Below are 14,894 nucleotides of genomic sequence, written 5' to 3'. Positions count from 1 at the left end.
TCGCTCTGGCGCTTCAAGACGACATCAAGCCCGGCCCTCGGGCCGGGCTTGGAATTCCGGCAGCCGCCTTCTCGTCCAGCATCGCGATCGAGGCGAGCGCGGTCGCGGTGTGCTTCTCGATGCCATCGGTTACGCAAAACACGTCGGCCGCAACCACGGCAACCTGACGTCCGGGCTTGATCACGCGCGCGCGGCAGATCAGGCGCTCGCCTGTCGCCGGCGACAGCAGGTTCAGCTTGTATTCGGCCGTCAGCGCCGATTGGCCGCGCGATGCCGCAGCAGCAATCGTGGTGGCGTTGTCGACGAGAAAGGCGGTGACGCCGCCGTGGAACAGGCCGTTCTGCTGCAGCAACTCCGGCCGACGGTCGACCTCAAGCGTACACGTGCCGCGGGTCAGTTCGGACAGTTCGGCCCCTATATGATTCATGAATCCCTGGCGGCCGACATTGTCACGGATCCGGGTTGCGATCGGGGCGAAGTCGGGATCGTTGTTCGCATTCATCTGGCTTCTCCCGGTTGTTGGATCGCATCAGCCGCGACCACCGCGCGGATGGCGCAGGCGATCAGCATTTCGGCCTGCTCTCTTGGATCGGTGCGGTCGCGGCCCGACAGCCATGCGCGACAAAAGATCTGCGCCGGTCCGATGATCTGGCTAAAGAACACCGACGACGTCATCGGCAACAATTCGCCGCGCTCGACCAGCGGTGCGCGCCATCGCTCGACGGCTTCCACCAGACGCGAATTCTGTGCGCGCTGCGCGCCGCGGATCTCCTCGGTCCACTCGCTGCGGGAAATCTCGAACAGATAGCGCGCCTCGCGCCTGGAGCTGACGACCCATTCGAGATGGGCGCGGATCAGGCGCGCCACGCCTTCCCGCGCGCCGCGGCGCTCATCGACTGCGGCAATGACGGCTGCATGGTAGCGGGCGAGAATTTCCAGAAAGAGCGTGCCGGCCAGTTCCTTCTTCGAGCCGAAGAAGTGGAAAAAGCTGCCGTTGGACGCCCGGGCGCGGGTTCTGATGGCAGCCACGGTGGCGCCCTCGAAACCGTCGCGGTCGAACACCGCCAATCCCGCTTCCAGCAGATCCTCGCGTGCCGTGCTCATTCGCCGTCGCCTTCGATCTCGACTAGATCGACACTCTAGAGTAACGCTCTAGAGATGGTCAAGCGGCGTGGCCGACCGGCATTCGGCATCTGGAATTTTTATCGTGAGATAGGCGGCATGGGCGGGCCGGCGGGCGCGACCGGCGGTGCGGCAGGGGCCGTAGCGGTCGCCGGCGGAGGGGCCGCGGGCACTGGCGTGGCCTCGGGGGAACTCGCGGCCGGATCGGGCGCGGTGGCTGCCGATGCTGGCGGCGCAGGTGTGATCGGAGGCACCGGATCGGACCGCAGCGGATTCGGCTCGCTGCCGACGCTCTCCTTGGGAGCATCGACCTTGGCCGTCTCGGATTGGCTCTCACGTGCCGGTCTTTCCGGCTCGCCTACGGACTTCGCCGCCTCGCTGGCCGGTTTGTCGCCTTCGCTCTTGATCGCGTCAGTCTTGCCGGGATCGGTCGCGTCGGTTTCGGCCTTGGCGGCATCCTTGGCGGCATCCCTGGACGCATCCTCCTTTGAGGCTTCGCCCTGGACCGGCTGCTCGGTTTTCGGCGGCTCCTCAACCGGAGGCCTGCCGCGCCGGCCCTGCTTCTGCCTGCCGCCCGATTTGCTGTCGGTCGCCGCCCGGACCGGGGCCTCGCCATCTGCAGGCTTGGCCGCCTCGGGCGGTGTTTGTGGCCGTGCGGCCCGCTTCGCGTCGCGGCCGGGACGCGTGCCCTCGCCTTGCGGCGAGGTTCCGGCGGCGTCCGGCCGGGCCTCCTGGGCCGGCGGCTGCCGGCGGCCGAAGCTGAATCGGTCGGGCTGATCCGTCCTGCCGTCCTGCTTGGCATCCTTCTGCCTGGCGTCCTTCTTCGCCTGATCCTTGCTCTGGTACCGGGGGTCGGCAGCGCCGTTGGATATCAGGTAGGAGGACAGCACCGAGGCCATGTCAGTACCGGTCGTGTAATGCTGGCGCAGAAAGCCCGGCAACGACGACGTCGACACGTTCTTCAACAGGCCACGCGGGCTCTTGTGGCAGGCATTGCAGGTGCTCGAGAAGATTTGGGAGGGGCTCTTGCCGGCGTCGAGATTTTGCGCCCGCGCCACGCCTGCCATGAAGCAGCCGATCAGGAGCATCACCGTCGCTGAACTGAGCGCTCGGCTCAACATTCCCTGCTTCTCCAGAGGTAGAATCGCCTGCACGCGTCCTCAACGTGCCGGCGGCGGGGTCACCTTTTAGACGATTATGACGCGAATGGAAGCGCGCTTATTGCGCATCTGCGTGATTGTGGCTTTCGGGAATAAGGGCTTTGACTCCAACACACTAGCGCCGCGGCACCATCGTACTTATGATAATATGGAGCCATTCTGGAACCAACTTTTCCTGGGTGTGTCGATGTAACGAATCGCTGGCTCCATTGGTGCTTCGATGGATCGGTTGTTGCGTTATTTCCTCAGTCAATTCATTCGCCGCGGCACGATGACCTTCACGTCCGCGAGTGGGGCCAGATTTACCTGCGGGGATGGAACCGGCCACGCAGTATCGGCGAGATTCCTGAACGAACGCACGCAACTGCGGATTCTTCTCAATCCCGAGCTGGCGCTGGGCGAAGCCTATATGGACGGCACGTTCGTGGTCGAGAACGGCTCGATCGCGGACGCGCTGGAGATCCTGCTCGGCCAGCCCGAAATGCTGCCGCGCTGGGCCAAGCTGCAGTGGTGGCTGCGTTATTTCGGCAGGCACATCAGACAATTCAATTGGCGCGGCCGGGCGAAAAACAACGTCGCCCATCACTACGATCTCGACGGGCGGCTCTATTCGCTCTTCCTCGACGCCGACAGACAATACAGTTGCGCCTATTTCGAAACGCCGGATACCACGCTCGACGATGCCCAACTCGCCAAGAAGCGTCACCTCGCCGCCAAGCTCCTGATCGGACGCGGCAATCGCGTGCTCGACATTGGCTCGGGCTGGGGTGGCCTCGGCCTCTATCTCGCCGAAATGGCCAGAGCCGATGTTACCGGCATCACGCTGTCTTCGGAGCAATTGCAGGCGTCAAATGCCCGCGCCGCTGAGAACGGCCTGTCGGGGTCGGCCAGATTCGTGCTGAGCGACTATCGCGACATTGCCGGCCCGTTTGACCGGATCGTATCGGTCGGCATGTTCGAGCATGTCGGCATCGATTTCTATGAAACCTTTTTCCGGCGCTGCGCCGAACTTCTCAGCGACGACGGCGTCATGGTGCTGCATTCGATCGGCCGCTCGACGGGGCCCGATGTGTCGAGCCCGTGGATTACGAAATACATCTTCCCCGGCGGCTATATCCCGGCCCTTTCCGAAGTCATCCCTGCGATCGAGAAGGCGGGCCTTCTGGTCTGCGACATCGAAATCCTGCGGCTTCACTACGCCGAAACGCTCAAGGCGTGGCGCGACCGCTTCATGGCGCGGCGTGATGAGGCGGTACGCCTTTACGACGAGCGGTTTGCCCGCATGTGGGAATTTTATCTGGCGGCGTCCGAGATGTCGTTCCGGAAGCAGAACCTGATGAATTTCCAGATCCAGCTCACCAAGCGCCAAGGGATCGTGCCGATGACGCGCGGCTACATTACCCGGGAAGAAGCGAGGCTGCGGCGCATGGAACTCGGAAAGAAACCGCGGCTGCGGCTGGCGGGCGAATAAGCCGCCGCAAGTGGGAGCGGGTCAGTTCCGCAGGCTGTAAGCTGAAGTGTAGGGCGTGCGAAGAAGGGCCGGACGGGCGAGCTGGGCTCGCAGCGCGGCTAGCAACTCACCATCGCAGGGCTCGGCACGCCGTTCCGGGCGCGAAGTCTCTTCCATTGCGTCAATCAGCATCGACAGCCACAAGCGCTGGCTGCTTGCCGATCGCCATCCCTGGAGTTGCTGACCCATCGCCTTGTCCCTTTGGTCGTTACAACTGGCAACTCGAAAATCGCCAGCGCGTTCCCGATTTCGTAACCAATCCATTCTGCCGCGAAGAAAATCACATCCGATGTGATCTACTTCACAGAGGCCCTTGGCGGTCCGTCGTACATCTCGCGCCATGAGCCAGCAGACCTACCCAGCTCCGTTCGAGTCCGACATCCGGATCGACTACGCCTTGATAGCAATCGGCGTGGCCGCGGCCCTGTTCGCGTTCCTCTACCTGATGCTGGTTTGATCAACGCTTAAGGTCGCGGCTCGAAAACGCCGCCCCCGTCGGAATATGTCTGTCCGGGTGACGATAAGGTTCAGGCTCTCCTAAGATTTTATCTGGCATTTTCGTGGAAGCCGCTCCGGCAGCGCCCGATTTCGGCCGAAACCCCGTCAAGCTTCGCGCCGACCACGCGTCGGATTCATCCACATTTTTGAAGAACGGTGCATAGCGGCGAGCTTTTGCTTCCGCTTTGCCCGGGACAGGCGCTTTATCGCCGCCCCCCTTGCGGAAATGCTGGCAACGCCGGAAACCAACTGCATAACCTGACGCCATGGCTCTGACTGATTCGAACGTTCTCAAGCTTGCTCCCGACGCGGGAACTCCCGCCTTCCGGAGCGCGCCGCACAATATCGAGGCGGAACAGAGCCTGCTGGGTGCTATCCTGGTCAACAACGACGCGTTCTATCGGGTTTCCGACTTTCTGGAGCCGAAGCACTTCTTCGAGCCGATCCACCAGACCATTTTCGAGACCGCCAGCAGCCTGATCCGGATGGGCAAGGTCGCGACGCCCGTGACGTTGAAAACCTTCCTGCCGGCTGACACCGATATCGGCGGCATGACGGTTGGCCAATACCTCGCGCGGCTGGCGGCGGAAGCCACCACGATTATCAACGCGCAGGATTACGGCCGCACGGTCTACGACATGTCGCTGCGCCGCGACCTGATCCGGATCGGCGAGGACATGGTCAATGTCGCCTTCGACGCGCCGGTGGATTTTGCCCCGCGCGCGCAGATCGAGGACGCCGAGCGCCAGCTCTACGAACTCGCCGAATCCGGCCGTTATGACGGCGGCTTCCAGCGCTTCTCGCAGGCGCTGACCACCGCCGTCGACATGGCGGCCAAGGCCTTCCAGCGCGACGGGAGCCTGTCGGGCGTTGCCACCGGCCTGCGCGACCTCGACACCAAGATGGGCGGCCTGCAGGCGTCCGACTTGATCATCCTCGCCGGCCGCCCCGGGATGGGCAAGACGTCGCTCGCCACCAACATCGCCTACAACATCGCCAAGGCGCACCGCGCTGAAGTTCAGGCCGATGGCACGATGAAGACCGTCAATGGCGGCATCGTCGGCTTCTTCTCCTGCGAAATGTCGGGCGAGCAGCTGGCCACACGTATCCTGGCCGAACAGACCAGCATTTCCTCCAGCATGATCCGCCGCGGCGGCATCAGCGAGGCCGACTTCGAGAAGATCCGCGATTACTCGATCGAATTACAATCGCTGCCGCTCTATGTCGACGAAACCGGCGGCCTTTCGATCTCTGCGCTTACCGCACGGGCGCGGCGGCTGAAGCGGCAGAAGGGGCTCGACCTCATCGTGATCGACTACATCCAGCTGCTGCAGGGATCGGGCAAGCGCTCGGACAATCGCGTGCAGGAAGTGACGGAAATCACCACCGGTTTGAAGGCACTCGCCAAGGAGCTCAACGTTCCCATCATCGCACTGTCGCAGCTCTCGCGTCAGGTCGAAAACCGTGACGACAAGCGCCCGCAACTGTCCGATCTGCGTGAATCCGGTTCGATCGAACAGGACGCCGATGTCGTGATCTTTGTGTACCGCGAGGAATATTACCTCCAGAACAAGGAGCCGCGCATCGGTACCCCCGAATACGAGAAGTGGCAGCTCGACATGTCGCTGGTGCACGGCAAGGCCGAAGTTATCATCGCCAAGCAGCGCCACGGCCCGACCGGCACCGTGGATCTGCAGTTCGAGGGCCAGTTCACGCGATTCAGTGACCTTGCGCACGACGGCAGTCTGCCCGACCGCAGCTATGAGCATTGAGCACAGCAGTTGAACCGCCGCGTTCCGCCGCGTAAAACCGTGGCATGAACGTCGCTCCTGATCCCAAATCCATTCCGCAGGGCACCCTGCTCTCCCCCGAGGCGAACCAGGCTGCCGTGCTTGCCGCCGCAACCGGCGTGCTGACGGTCGACCTCGACGCCATCGTCGCCAACTGGCGCAAGCTCGAGAAGACGGCGGTGCCGGCCGAATGCGCCGGTGTCGTCAAGGCGGACGGCTATGGCTGCGGCGCCGAACAGGTGGCGCGTGCGCTTGCCGGCGCCGGCTGCAAGACGTTTTTCGTCGCCACGCTCGATGAGGCCCGCGTGGTCCGTGCGGCGGTGCCGGGAGCGGCGCTCTACGTGCTCGGCGGCTTCTTCCAGAACACCGGCGACGCCTATGCCAAGATCGACTGCAAGCCGGTAATCGGCGACCTCAACGAACTCGCTGAATGGGACGTGTTCTGCCGCCGCTCCGGCTGGTCGGGCGGCGCCGCCATCCATATAGATACCGGCATGAACCGGCTCGGTCTGACTGTGACCGAGGCGCAGGGCATCATCCCGCGCATCAATGCCGGGGATCACGGCATCACGCTCGTGATGAGCCATCTCGCCTCGGCGGAACTGCTCAACAATCCCGCCAATGCCAGGCAGCTCACAGCCTTCCGCGAAATCGCCAGCCTGTTCTCGGGCGTTCCGGCGTCGCTGGCGAACTCGTCCGGCATCTTCCTCGGCGCCCAGTTCCAGTTCGACATGGTGCGGCCGGGCTGCGCGCTCTATGGCATCAATCCGACGCCCGAGGCCGACAACCCGATGCAGCCGGTCGTCGAACTGAAGGCCCGCATCGTGCAGATCCGCAACGTCGAGCGCGGCGATACCGTCGGCTATGGCGGCACCTGGACGGCGCGGCGTCCGACCCGAATAGCGATCGTCGCCGCGGGCTATGCCGACGGTTACTTCCGCGCGGCCAGCTCCAATGACGGTACCCGCGGCGCCGAGGTGGTGGTTGCCGGCAAGCGCTGCCCGATCGCGGGGCGGATTTCAATGGATCTGACGGCGGTCGACATCACCGATCTCGACAAGAACGCGGTGCGGCGCGGCCATATGGTGACGCTGATCGGCGAAGGCATTACGGTCGACGAACTCGCCCATCACTTCGGCACCATCGGCTACGAAGTGATGACCAGCCTCGGCAAGCGCTATGCGCGGATCTACAAGGGCGGCAATGCCACTGCAGAGGTCCCTGCTCCGCCTCCGGCGGAGCCGGCTGCCGCTTCCACTTAGTTGTTGCTCTCTGTGTTGCTCCGCGGCGTGTTGCCCTGTTCTACTGTTTCTTCCGGCTAGCCAACACTTGTCTGCAGGCATCGCTGAGTTGGTGCTGCTGCTTGTTTAGACATGCAACGACACGGCCACCGCCGGGCAGCGTACCGGCGCAATACTTGTCATAGTCCGCCTTGCAGGCGCCGCGCTGGTCGGTGGTTTGAGCAACCGCTGATCCGGAGCATCCGATGGCGAGCACGGGAATGACGAAGCGCAATTTCGACATGGAGTCTCCAGGTGTCAGGCGAAGCATAGTGATGCCGGTTAGCTCTACATGAAGATCGCGACCTTCAACATTAATAATGTCAACCGCCGCTTGCCCAACCTGTTGCGCTGGCTGCGCGCAGCCAAGCCCGATGTCGTCTGTCTGCAGGAACTGAAATCGACCGACGCCGAGTTCCCAATTATGGCTATCGAGAAGGCCGGCTACGGCGCGATATGGCGTGGGCAGAGGACCTGGAACGGCGTTGCCATTCTGGCGCGAAAGACCGAACCAGTGTTGACCCGCACCGCCCTGCCCGGTGATCGCAACGATGACGAGGCGCGCTACATCGAGGCCGCCGTCAACGGCATCCTCGTCACCAGCATCTATCTGCCGAACGGCAATCCGCAGCCCGGGCCGAAATTCGACTACAAGCTCGACTGGTTCAAACGGCTGCGGTCGCATGCCGCAAAACTGCTCAAGCAGGATATCCCCGTGGTGCTGGCCGGCGACTACAACGTGGCGCCGACTGGCCTCGATATCTATCCGACCAAGTCCTGGGACAAGGACGCCCTGATCCAGCCCAAGAGCCGTGCAGCATTCAAGGCGCTGGTAGACCAGGGCTGGACGGACGCGATCCGGACCCTGCACCCGTCAAAGCCGATGTTCACGTTCTGGGATTACAAGCGCAACCGCTGGCCGCGCGACGCCGGATTGCGGCTCGATCACCTGCTGCTCAGCCCCGCCATTGCGCCGCGCCTGATCAAGGCCGGCGTCGATCGCAAGATCCGCGGCGAGGCAGGCGCCAGCGACCATGCGCCGGCGTGGATCGTGCTGAAGTAGCTGCTCGCGCAGCCTCTACCCGCCGAATTTCCGGCGCAGCATGAGGCCCAGAATGTTGGAATAGTCATCCGTCCACAACGCGCTGTTGGAATCCGGATGCAACACGGTCCATTTTTCCGCGACGCTTCCGATATCTCCGGCTGCGCGCGCCATTGCGACGACCCGGGCATTGGACACGAATGTCGTCATGAAATCGCCCGCACTGTCATCCTCACGAAGGAAGCTGACCAGCCCTTGGGACCGGGCGACGTTGGCCACCACGGGGGTGAGATCGAGGTAGCGGTTGGAAATATGCGCGACGATCACGCCGCGGGGCGAGAGTTTCGCGAGATATCCCGCCAGCGCTTCGCGCGTCAGCAGATGCGCCGGGATGCTATCGGACGAAAAAGCATCCAGAACGATCAGGTCATAACGGCCGGGCGAGGCCTCCAGCGTCAGTCGCGCATCGCCGGCGACGACCGGTGCATCGGCCGCGCAACTCGACAAGAACGAAAAAAGATGCGGATCCCGCGCGATGCGGATCACTTCCGGATCGATCTCGAAAAAGGTCCAGTGCTCCCCGGCTTTGCGATGGCAGGCCAGCGATCCCGTACCGAGCCCGACCACGGCGACACGCCCGAGAGCACCATGGGCGGCGCGGGCGGCATTGATCGCTTCGGCCAGCGGACCTTCCGGGTAGTAGTAGGTCAGCGGCCTCGGCGAGCCACCCACCAGCGTTCCGTGCTCGTTGCGCAGCCGCTGAGCGCCATGGATCGTGGTGCCGTGATAGAGGATACGAACCCTGCCCTCGGAAAGTTCGGCCACCCTGTGGACGCCGAAGAAACTACGGGCCGTTTCGATCGGCGCTATTCCGGGGCGCCACAGGCCGGTGACGGTAAAACTTAGGACCACGAGTGCGAAGAAGCACATCAGCCGCTGCCGCAGAAACAACATCGCGGCCGCCAGCAGCACGAGCACCACTTGAAACGGCAGCTCCAGGGTCGCAGATAACGGCAGCCGAGTGAAATACCAAATGAGTGCCAGGACCGCGCTAGGCAGAAGCCACGGCCAAAGTTCAGTCGCTGCCTTGCGGATGCCGCCGGCGAAGAATCCTGGCATGCACAGCACCGCCAGCGCTACGAGGATCGGATATTCGTAATTGCCGTTGAATATCTGCGGCGCCAGCAGGCCCGCAAACGCTCCGCCAATCACCCCGCCGAACGAAGTGCAAAGGTAAAACTCCGTCAGCCGCTGCGCGCTTGGACGGCGCCCATAGAGTTCGCCATGACACATCAGCGTCAGGAGCGCGAACGCGACGAGGTTGAGGGCGATCATCGTCACCCAGAACACCTTCTCGCCACCGATCAGGCTCACCGCGAGCGGCGCCACGGCGAAAGGAACAAATCGGACCACATTGGCATGGGCGATCCACGGCCTTTCGCGAAACGCGGCGACGAAGGTGAGCAGATATATCGCCAGCGGAACCACCCACAGGAACGGCGCGGCAGCAATGTCGGTCGTCAGGTGCGCTGTGACCGCGATAACGAGGCCGGATGGCACCGCTGCGAGCGCGACCCAGCGCATTCGTTCTATCGCATTCGCATGCACCTCATCTGGCGGCGGGGCATGCACGGCGACCCGTGCTGCGCCAGAGGTGAACAGGCTGGTGACGGCCAGAAGCAGGACAAACAGCGCAAATCCGAACGACCAGGCCGCGGTTTGCGCCTTGAGCGTCAGGAACGGCTCGATGGCGACGGGATAAGCGAACAGAGCGGCAAACGAACCGAGATTGGACGCGGCGTAGAGCACGTAGGGATTGCCCGCCTGCCTGTGTCCACTCGCGGCAAACCAACTTTGCAGCAGCGGCGCGCTGGCTGACAGCGTGAAGAATGGAAGGCCGATCGAGATCGCAAACAGTCCAAACAGCCAAAGCGCCGTCCCGTCCGGTGGCGGCGCAGACCATCCCGGCGCGACGGCAATCGGCAACGCCATCGCCGTGAGTCCGACCAGTGCCAGATGGAGCATCGCAGCTCGGCGAGACCCTAGCAGGCGGTTCAGCACATGAGCGTAGGCATAACCTGCCAGCAGGGTCGTTTGAAAGAACACCATCGCGACCGACCACACAGCCGGCGCGCCGCCAAGTTTCGGCAGCACCATCTTCGCAAACATCGGCTGGATCGAGAACAGAAGCAGCGCCGAGACGAACAGCGTCAGCCCGTAGAGCAGAGGTAACAGCCGGATGTCTGTCGCCTGCCGATCGCGGCCAGGCAATATCCGGCCCGAAGCATGGAAGAGCGACATCGATATCCCCGGCACGTCAATTCCGGCACGGTATCGAGCCGCCCCTAAACAAGACTTAACCGGTAGCTGGGGGCGGGGGACGTCATGGTAAACGTCGCCTTGACGGGAAGGACGGCGGCTGTCAGCCCTTTCGTGTGTGCCCCCACGCCGCGTCCCAGTCTTCGCCCGCAGCATCGATGACGCGGCCATCGGCCTCGAAGAACTTGTTCGGCACCTGGAAGATCGCGAGCATCAGCCCGCCCTGTGGACACCACGCAACGTGTCGGCTGCCTTCCTCACGCCAGATGAATTCGCCGGCCTTGCATTCGATGCCCTGCGCTGGACCTTCCTTGTCGACGAGCGAGCCTTCGAGGACGTAGGTCTGCTCGATGTTGACGTGTTCGTGGTCGGGCAACACGGCGCCCGGCGCGAACCGCATCAGCGCGGTCATCAGGCCGGTCTTGCGATCGAACAGCAGCGTCTTGGCCTCGCAACCGGGAAAACGGGTCTTCTGCCATTCCATGCTGTCGGGACGGACCAGATGGGAATGCGTGTCTGCGGTCTGCGCGCCCTTCGTCACGGCGTCCATGGCGATCCTCCGTTCTGCTGTTTTGACGCGATCCTAGCAGCTTTGCCTCTCGCCGCCAGCCGCCAGGTGTGCGCTGCGGCGACACTGTCTTGCTCGTACCCACCGCCGGTTATAGGATCGCCATACCCTGCCGCGCTCGTGGATCGAGGTTGAAAATGGCGGCGCTGCAACAATCGTTCATCTGCAAGGGATGCTGGGAGCAGATGCATGTGCCGGTGCCGCTTCGCGGCGTGGTCTCGGCGCCATTTCGTGCGTTCGGCATTCGTCCAAGCCGGATGAATCCCAATACCTGCACGATCTGCGAGCTGATGTTCACGAAGGTAATGCGGGCCCGCAAGATCACTATCGACGCCACCATCATGTTTGCCGATCTGCGCGGCTACACCAGCCTGTCGCAGTCGCAATCGCCGGACGCGGTTTCCGGACTGCTCGACGCGTTCTACGATGAATGCGCCAACGCGATCTGGGAGCACGAGGGACTTCTTAACAAGACCATCGGCGACGCCGTGATGGCGGTCTTCAATTTTCCCTTGAAGCGGGAGCAGCACGCCAGAAACGCCGTGCTCGCCGCCCGCGATATCCAGGCCAACTGGCGCGATCGGCGCGAGAGCCTTGTCCAGGCGCACGGTCTCTCTTCCAGCGATCTCGGAATTGGCATCGGCATCCATACGGGCGAACTCAGCTTCGGCGAGTTCGGTCGCTCGCATCGCGACCTGACGGCAATCGGCACCGTCGTCAACACCGCCTCGCGGGCCCAGTCGGTGGCCGAAGCCGACCAGATCCTGGTGACGAAAGCCGTGTTTGACCGCGCCCAACCGGATTTGAAAGGCAGCTCTTCGAAAGCATTCCAGCTCAAGGGGTTCGACGCACCGGTTGAGTTGTACGCTGCCTAGCGCAACCGGCCGACGCCGGTCTCACCAGAGATTTTTGCCATCGATCACCGTCACCGGCACCGCGTCGAGATCGAAATCGTCGAACAGCGACGGCAACCTTGGGATTGTCGAAGTCCGGCTTGCCGCTCGACCAGTCGGGCGATTCCGAATAGGTGCCGCAGCCGCAACTGGCGCAGAAATGATGTTTGACGGTGCGGCTGCCCCAAAGATAGGTCGCGACATTTTCCGGCGGCGAAGTCAGGCGGAATTGCGCCGGCGTGTAGTAAGCCCACAACGCGCCGCGCTTGGAACATAGCGAGCAGGTACAGCGTGTCATCTCCGCCGGCGGCTCGCTCACCTCGAATTGCGTCTGGCCGCAATGGCAGCTTCCCTTGATTGGCACGATCGGCTCCTTTCCCTGTAGCGCCTGGACGTCGTAACCTGATCCTGCTGCCACCATGGTGTCAGCATCAGAGAAACGTGAAAGACAGCACCCTTGGGCTTCCTTTTTGTCCTTATTGTCGGCCTGCTCGCCGGCACGATCTCCGGCATTGTCGGCACCGGCTCGTCGATCATGCTGATGCCGGTATTGGTCTATCAATACGGGCCGAAGGAAGCGGTGCCGATCATGGCGGTGGCGGCCGTGATGGCGAACTTCTCGCGCATCCTCGCCTGGTGGCGCGAGGTCGACTGGCGCGCCTGCCTTGCCTATTCGGCCACGGGGATTCCCGCCGCCGCGCTTGGCGCGCGAACGTTGCTCGTGCTGCCCTCGCACGCCGTCGATATCACGATCGGGTTGTTTCTCATCGCGATGGTGCCGGTGCGGCATTGGCTCGCCCGCCATCAGCTCAAGGCACAGCTCTGGCACCTTGCGATCGGTGGCGCGGTCATCGGCTATCTCACCGGCATCGTGGTATCGACCGGCCCGCTCAGCGTGCCGCTGTTTCTGTTTTACGGGCTGACCAAGGGCGCCTTCCTCGCCACCGAAGCCGCCAGCTCGCTCGGACTCTATTTGAGCAAGTCGGTCACGTTCGAACGCTTCGGCGCGCTGACGCCGGATATCGCGCTGAAAGGCCTGATCGCCGGCTCCTCGCTTATGTTCGGCGCCTTTGTCGCCAAGCGTTTCGTGCTGCATCTTCAGCCCGACGTCTTTCGGCTATTGATGGATGGCATCATGCTGGCCGCCGGTCTCACCCTGCTGTGGACCGCTTTTGCGTAAGGATTCGGCGCGGACCGCCTGAACCATTCGCCAGCAACCGCCGACCAAGTGACGCGTGTCACATCCATTCGGCAAGTGACCACAGATCAATGCCGGGCATGGATTCGCATCACCCACGTCTGGAGAGACCGAAATGCCCAGGGGAATCATCGGCGCCATCGTCGTCATTGCCATCATCGCCGCGGGAAGCTGGTACACCGTCGATCAGACCGAGCGCGGCGTGAAGCTGCGCTATGGCGCGGTCATCGGCACCGCGCAGCCGGGCCTGGGCTTCAAGGTCCCGCTGATCGACAGCGTCGAGAAAGTCAGCGTCAAGACCTTCACCTATGCCTGGGACAAGATGAACTCATATTCCTACGACCAGCAGCCCGCCGATCTCAAGATCAGCGTCACCCTGCGCGCCTCGCCGGACAAGGTGGCCGACCTCTACGCCAAGTTCAGCGGCCTCGACACCGCGGTCAAACAGGTCGTCAGCCCGGCCGTGAACCAGCAGGTCAAGATCGTGTTCGGCCGCTACACCGCCGTGAAGGCGATTCAGGAGCGTGGCGCGCTCAATTCCGCGATCAAGGACGCCATCACGGCGTCGCTGAAAGACGACTCCATGATTACGATCGAGAGCGTCCAGCTCGAAAACATCGAATTCAGCGCAAACTATCTGCACTCGATCGAGCAGCGCATGCTGGCCGAGGTCGAGGTGCAGAAGCTGCAGCAGAACGCCGAGCGCGAAAAGGTGCAGGCGCAGATCACCGTGACGCAGGCGACCGCCAAGGCCAACGCCGTCCGCGCCGAGGCGCAGGCCGCCGCCGATGCGCTGCGGCTGAACGGCGAGGCGCGGGCGACCAATATCAGGATCACCGGCGAAGCTGAAGCCGCCGCCATCGAGGCCCGCGCCAAGGCGCTCGGCACCAACCCCAACCTCGTGACGCTCGTGCAGGCCGAACGCTGGAACGGCGTGCTGCCGACCACGATGGTGCCGGGCTCGGCCGTGCCGTTCGTGTCGGTGAAATAAAGCTGCAGTTTGTCGCGTGGCGGCTGCCGGGATGATCTCGGACGCCGCCACATGACGTCCCCACATTCGAGACCAATCATGCGGAATGTCGTTCTCATCACGCTCGCGAGCGTCGTTGCCGCTCTCGCTGCGCAAACGTCGGCGCACGCCGCGCCGACGTTTGATGGACTCTGGGCAACGAGCAGGAAGGATTGCCGCGACAAGGACGGGCCGGACAGCAAGACGTTCATCGACCTCGAGAACGTGATCAAGGGCAAGCCGGCGCCGCTCGTCGATCAATACGAAAATCATTGCCGGGTCGACCGCAAGACGCCGGCCGGCAACGGCCTGGTGCTGTCGACAACCTGCTTTGAATTCTGGGACGACTACAACAAGGGCGCGAACGGGCGGAAAGTGACGATCAGGCTGTCACCCGGTCCAAAGGACACGCTCAAAATCGACGGCAAGCCTTATTTGCTTTGCAAGCGCAAGAGCGACCTTCCCAAGGACCGGTAGCCATTGGGGTTCGGGATCGGCCCCGATC

The 14,894-nt window shown here is 63.1% G+C and carries 14 protein-coding genes and 1 pseudogene; 8 read left to right on the top strand and 7 right to left on the bottom strand.

What is annotated here, in order from left to right; all coding sequences use genetic code 11:
- Positions 1-13: 13 nt before the first annotated feature.
- The 3 genes from ACH79_RS30235 to ACH79_RS30225 all read right to left on the bottom strand — a co-directional run bounded on the left by ACH79_RS30235 (position 14) and on the right by ACH79_RS30225 (position 2,243).
- Positions 14-502, bottom strand: coding sequence for a PaaI family thioesterase (locus ACH79_RS30235; RefSeq protein WP_161854199.1), 489 nt, complete (start codon positions 500-502; stop codon positions 14-16).
- Positions 499-1,104 carry a TetR/AcrR family transcriptional regulator gene (locus ACH79_RS30230; protein ID WP_161854198.1) on the bottom strand — a complete coding sequence of 202 codons (606 nt, stop codon included), beginning with the start codon at positions 1,102-1,104 and terminating at the stop codon, positions 499-501. The genes ACH79_RS30235 and ACH79_RS30230 overlap by 4 nt, the downstream gene beginning before the upstream one ends.
- Positions 1,105-1,202: 98 nt before the next feature.
- The gene (locus ACH79_RS30225; RefSeq protein ID WP_161854197.1) at positions 1,203-2,243 is read right to left on the bottom strand and encodes a hypothetical protein; all 1,041 of its coding nucleotides are present in this window, start codon (positions 2,241-2,243) and stop codon (positions 1,203-1,205) included.
- A 259-nt stretch (positions 2,244-2,502) separates the two neighbouring features.
- On the opposite strand from ACH79_RS30225, the gene ACH79_RS30220 reads away from it, so the two are divergent.
- The 3 genes from ACH79_RS30220 to alr all read left to right on the top strand — a co-directional run bounded on the left by ACH79_RS30220 (position 2,503) and on the right by alr (position 7,342).
- Positions 2,503-3,753 carry a cyclopropane-fatty-acyl-phospholipid synthase family protein gene (locus tag ACH79_RS30220; protein WP_161854196.1) on the top strand — a complete coding sequence of 417 codons (1,251 nt, stop codon included), beginning with the start codon at positions 2,503-2,505 and terminating at the stop codon, positions 3,751-3,753.
- 803 nt (positions 3,754-4,556) lie between these two features.
- Positions 4,557-6,062 (top strand): replicative DNA helicase, encoded by a 1,506-nt coding sequence (locus tag ACH79_RS30215; RefSeq protein WP_161854195.1) that lies wholly within the window; start codon positions 4,557-4,559, stop codon positions 6,060-6,062.
- A gap of 44 nt (positions 6,063-6,106) precedes the next feature.
- Positions 6,107-7,342, top strand: a complete 1,236-nt coding sequence (gene alr, locus ACH79_RS30210) for an alanine racemase (protein WP_161854194.1) — start codon at positions 6,107-6,109, stop codon at positions 7,340-7,342.
- Positions 7,343-7,382: 40 nt separating this feature from the next.
- Here the strand turns inward: alr and ACH79_RS30205 are convergent, their stop codons facing one another.
- Complete coding sequence (locus tag ACH79_RS30205; protein ID WP_161854193.1) at positions 7,383-7,604, bottom strand: cysteine rich repeat-containing protein; 222 nt, start codon at positions 7,602-7,604, stop codon at positions 7,383-7,385.
- A 48-nt stretch (positions 7,605-7,652) separates the two neighbouring features.
- On the opposite strand from ACH79_RS30205, the gene ACH79_RS30200 reads away from it, so the two are divergent.
- Positions 7,653-8,423 (top strand): exodeoxyribonuclease III, encoded by a 771-nt coding sequence (locus ACH79_RS30200; RefSeq protein WP_161854192.1) that lies wholly within the window; start codon positions 7,653-7,655, stop codon positions 8,421-8,423.
- A gap of 15 nt (positions 8,424-8,438) precedes the next feature.
- On the opposite strand, the gene ACH79_RS30195 is transcribed toward ACH79_RS30200, so the two are convergent.
- Both ACH79_RS30195 and ACH79_RS30190 read right to left on the bottom strand, forming a co-directional pair.
- Positions 8,439-10,703, bottom strand: coding sequence for a spermidine synthase (locus ACH79_RS30195; RefSeq protein WP_161854191.1), 2,265 nt, complete (start codon positions 10,701-10,703; stop codon positions 8,439-8,441).
- A 121-nt stretch (positions 10,704-10,824) separates the two neighbouring features.
- Complete coding sequence (locus tag ACH79_RS30190) at positions 10,825-11,271, bottom strand: cupin domain-containing protein (RefSeq protein ID WP_161854190.1); 447 nt, start codon at positions 11,269-11,271, stop codon at positions 10,825-10,827.
- Positions 11,272-11,435: 164 nt separating this feature from the next.
- Here ACH79_RS30190 and ACH79_RS30185 point away from each other — a divergent pair, with 164 nt between their 5' ends.
- The gene (locus ACH79_RS30185) at positions 11,436-12,164 is read left to right on the top strand and encodes an adenylate/guanylate cyclase domain-containing protein (RefSeq protein ID WP_161856645.1); all 729 of its coding nucleotides are present in this window, start codon (positions 11,436-11,438) and stop codon (positions 12,162-12,164) included.
- A gap of 21 nt (positions 12,165-12,185) precedes the next feature.
- On the opposite strand, the pseudogene ACH79_RS44375 reads toward ACH79_RS30185, so the two are convergent.
- A pseudogene (locus tag ACH79_RS44375) lies at positions 12,186-12,546 on the bottom strand (GFA family protein).
- A 93-nt stretch (positions 12,547-12,639) separates the two neighbouring features.
- On the opposite strand from ACH79_RS44375, the gene ACH79_RS30175 reads away from it, so the two are divergent.
- The 3 genes from ACH79_RS30175 to ACH79_RS30165 all read left to right on the top strand — a co-directional run bounded on the left by ACH79_RS30175 (position 12,640) and on the right by ACH79_RS30165 (position 14,866).
- Positions 12,640-13,362, top strand: coding sequence for a sulfite exporter TauE/SafE family protein (locus ACH79_RS30175; protein WP_161854189.1), 723 nt, complete (start codon positions 12,640-12,642; stop codon positions 13,360-13,362).
- Between the two features lie 133 nt (positions 13,363-13,495).
- Positions 13,496-14,371, top strand: coding sequence for a prohibitin family protein (locus ACH79_RS30170; RefSeq protein WP_161854188.1), 876 nt, complete (start codon positions 13,496-13,498; stop codon positions 14,369-14,371).
- A gap of 78 nt (positions 14,372-14,449) precedes the next feature.
- A complete protein-coding gene (locus ACH79_RS30165; RefSeq protein ID WP_161854187.1) occupies positions 14,450-14,866 on the top strand; it encodes a hypothetical protein in 417 nt (138 codons plus the stop codon).
- Positions 14,867-14,894 lie beyond the last annotated feature (28 nt).

This window comes from Bradyrhizobium sp. CCBAU 051011, assembly GCF_009930815.1.
In the GTDB taxonomy this organism is placed as follows: domain Bacteria; phylum Pseudomonadota; class Alphaproteobacteria; order Rhizobiales; family Xanthobacteraceae; genus Bradyrhizobium.
This window is presented reverse-complemented; position numbering and strand designations above follow the sequence as displayed.

What these genes read in the sequence shown, in the direction of transcription:
- ACH79_RS30190 (WP_161854190.1), bottom strand. Translation starts at nt 11,271, where the DNA reads ATGGACGCCGTGACGAAGGGCGCGCAGACCGCAGACACGCATTCCCAT.
- ACH79_RS30230 (WP_161854198.1), bottom strand. Translation starts at nt 1,104, where the DNA reads ATGAGCACGGCACGCGAGGATCTGCTGGAAGCGGGATTGGCGGTGTTC.
- ACH79_RS30205 (WP_161854193.1), bottom strand. Translation starts at nt 7,604, where the DNA reads ATGTCGAAATTGCGCTTCGTCATTCCCGTGCTCGCCATCGGATGCTCC.
- ACH79_RS30195 (WP_161854191.1), bottom strand. Translation starts at nt 10,703, where the DNA reads ATGTCGCTCTTCCATGCTTCGGGCCGGATATTGCCTGGCCGCGATCGG.
- ACH79_RS30225 (WP_161854197.1), bottom strand. Translation starts at nt 2,243, where the DNA reads ATGTTGAGCCGAGCGCTCAGTTCAGCGACGGTGATGCTCCTGATCGGC.
- ACH79_RS30220 (WP_161854196.1), top strand. Translation starts at nt 2,503, where the DNA reads ATGGATCGGTTGTTGCGTTATTTCCTCAGTCAATTCATTCGCCGCGGC.
- ACH79_RS30235 (WP_161854199.1), bottom strand. Translation starts at nt 502, where the DNA reads ATGAATGCGAACAACGATCCCGACTTCGCCCCGATCGCAACCCGGATC.
- alr (WP_161854194.1), top strand. Translation starts at nt 6,107, where the DNA reads ATGAACGTCGCTCCTGATCCCAAATCCATTCCGCAGGGCACCCTGCTC.
- ACH79_RS30215 (WP_161854195.1), top strand. Translation starts at nt 4,557, where the DNA reads ATGGCTCTGACTGATTCGAACGTTCTCAAGCTTGCTCCCGACGCGGGA.
- ACH79_RS30200 (WP_161854192.1), top strand. Translation starts at nt 7,653, where the DNA reads ATGAAGATCGCGACCTTCAACATTAATAATGTCAACCGCCGCTTGCCC.
- ACH79_RS30170 (WP_161854188.1), top strand. Translation starts at nt 13,496, where the DNA reads ATGCCCAGGGGAATCATCGGCGCCATCGTCGTCATTGCCATCATCGCC.
- ACH79_RS30165 (WP_161854187.1), top strand. Translation starts at nt 14,450, where the DNA reads ATGCGGAATGTCGTTCTCATCACGCTCGCGAGCGTCGTTGCCGCTCTC.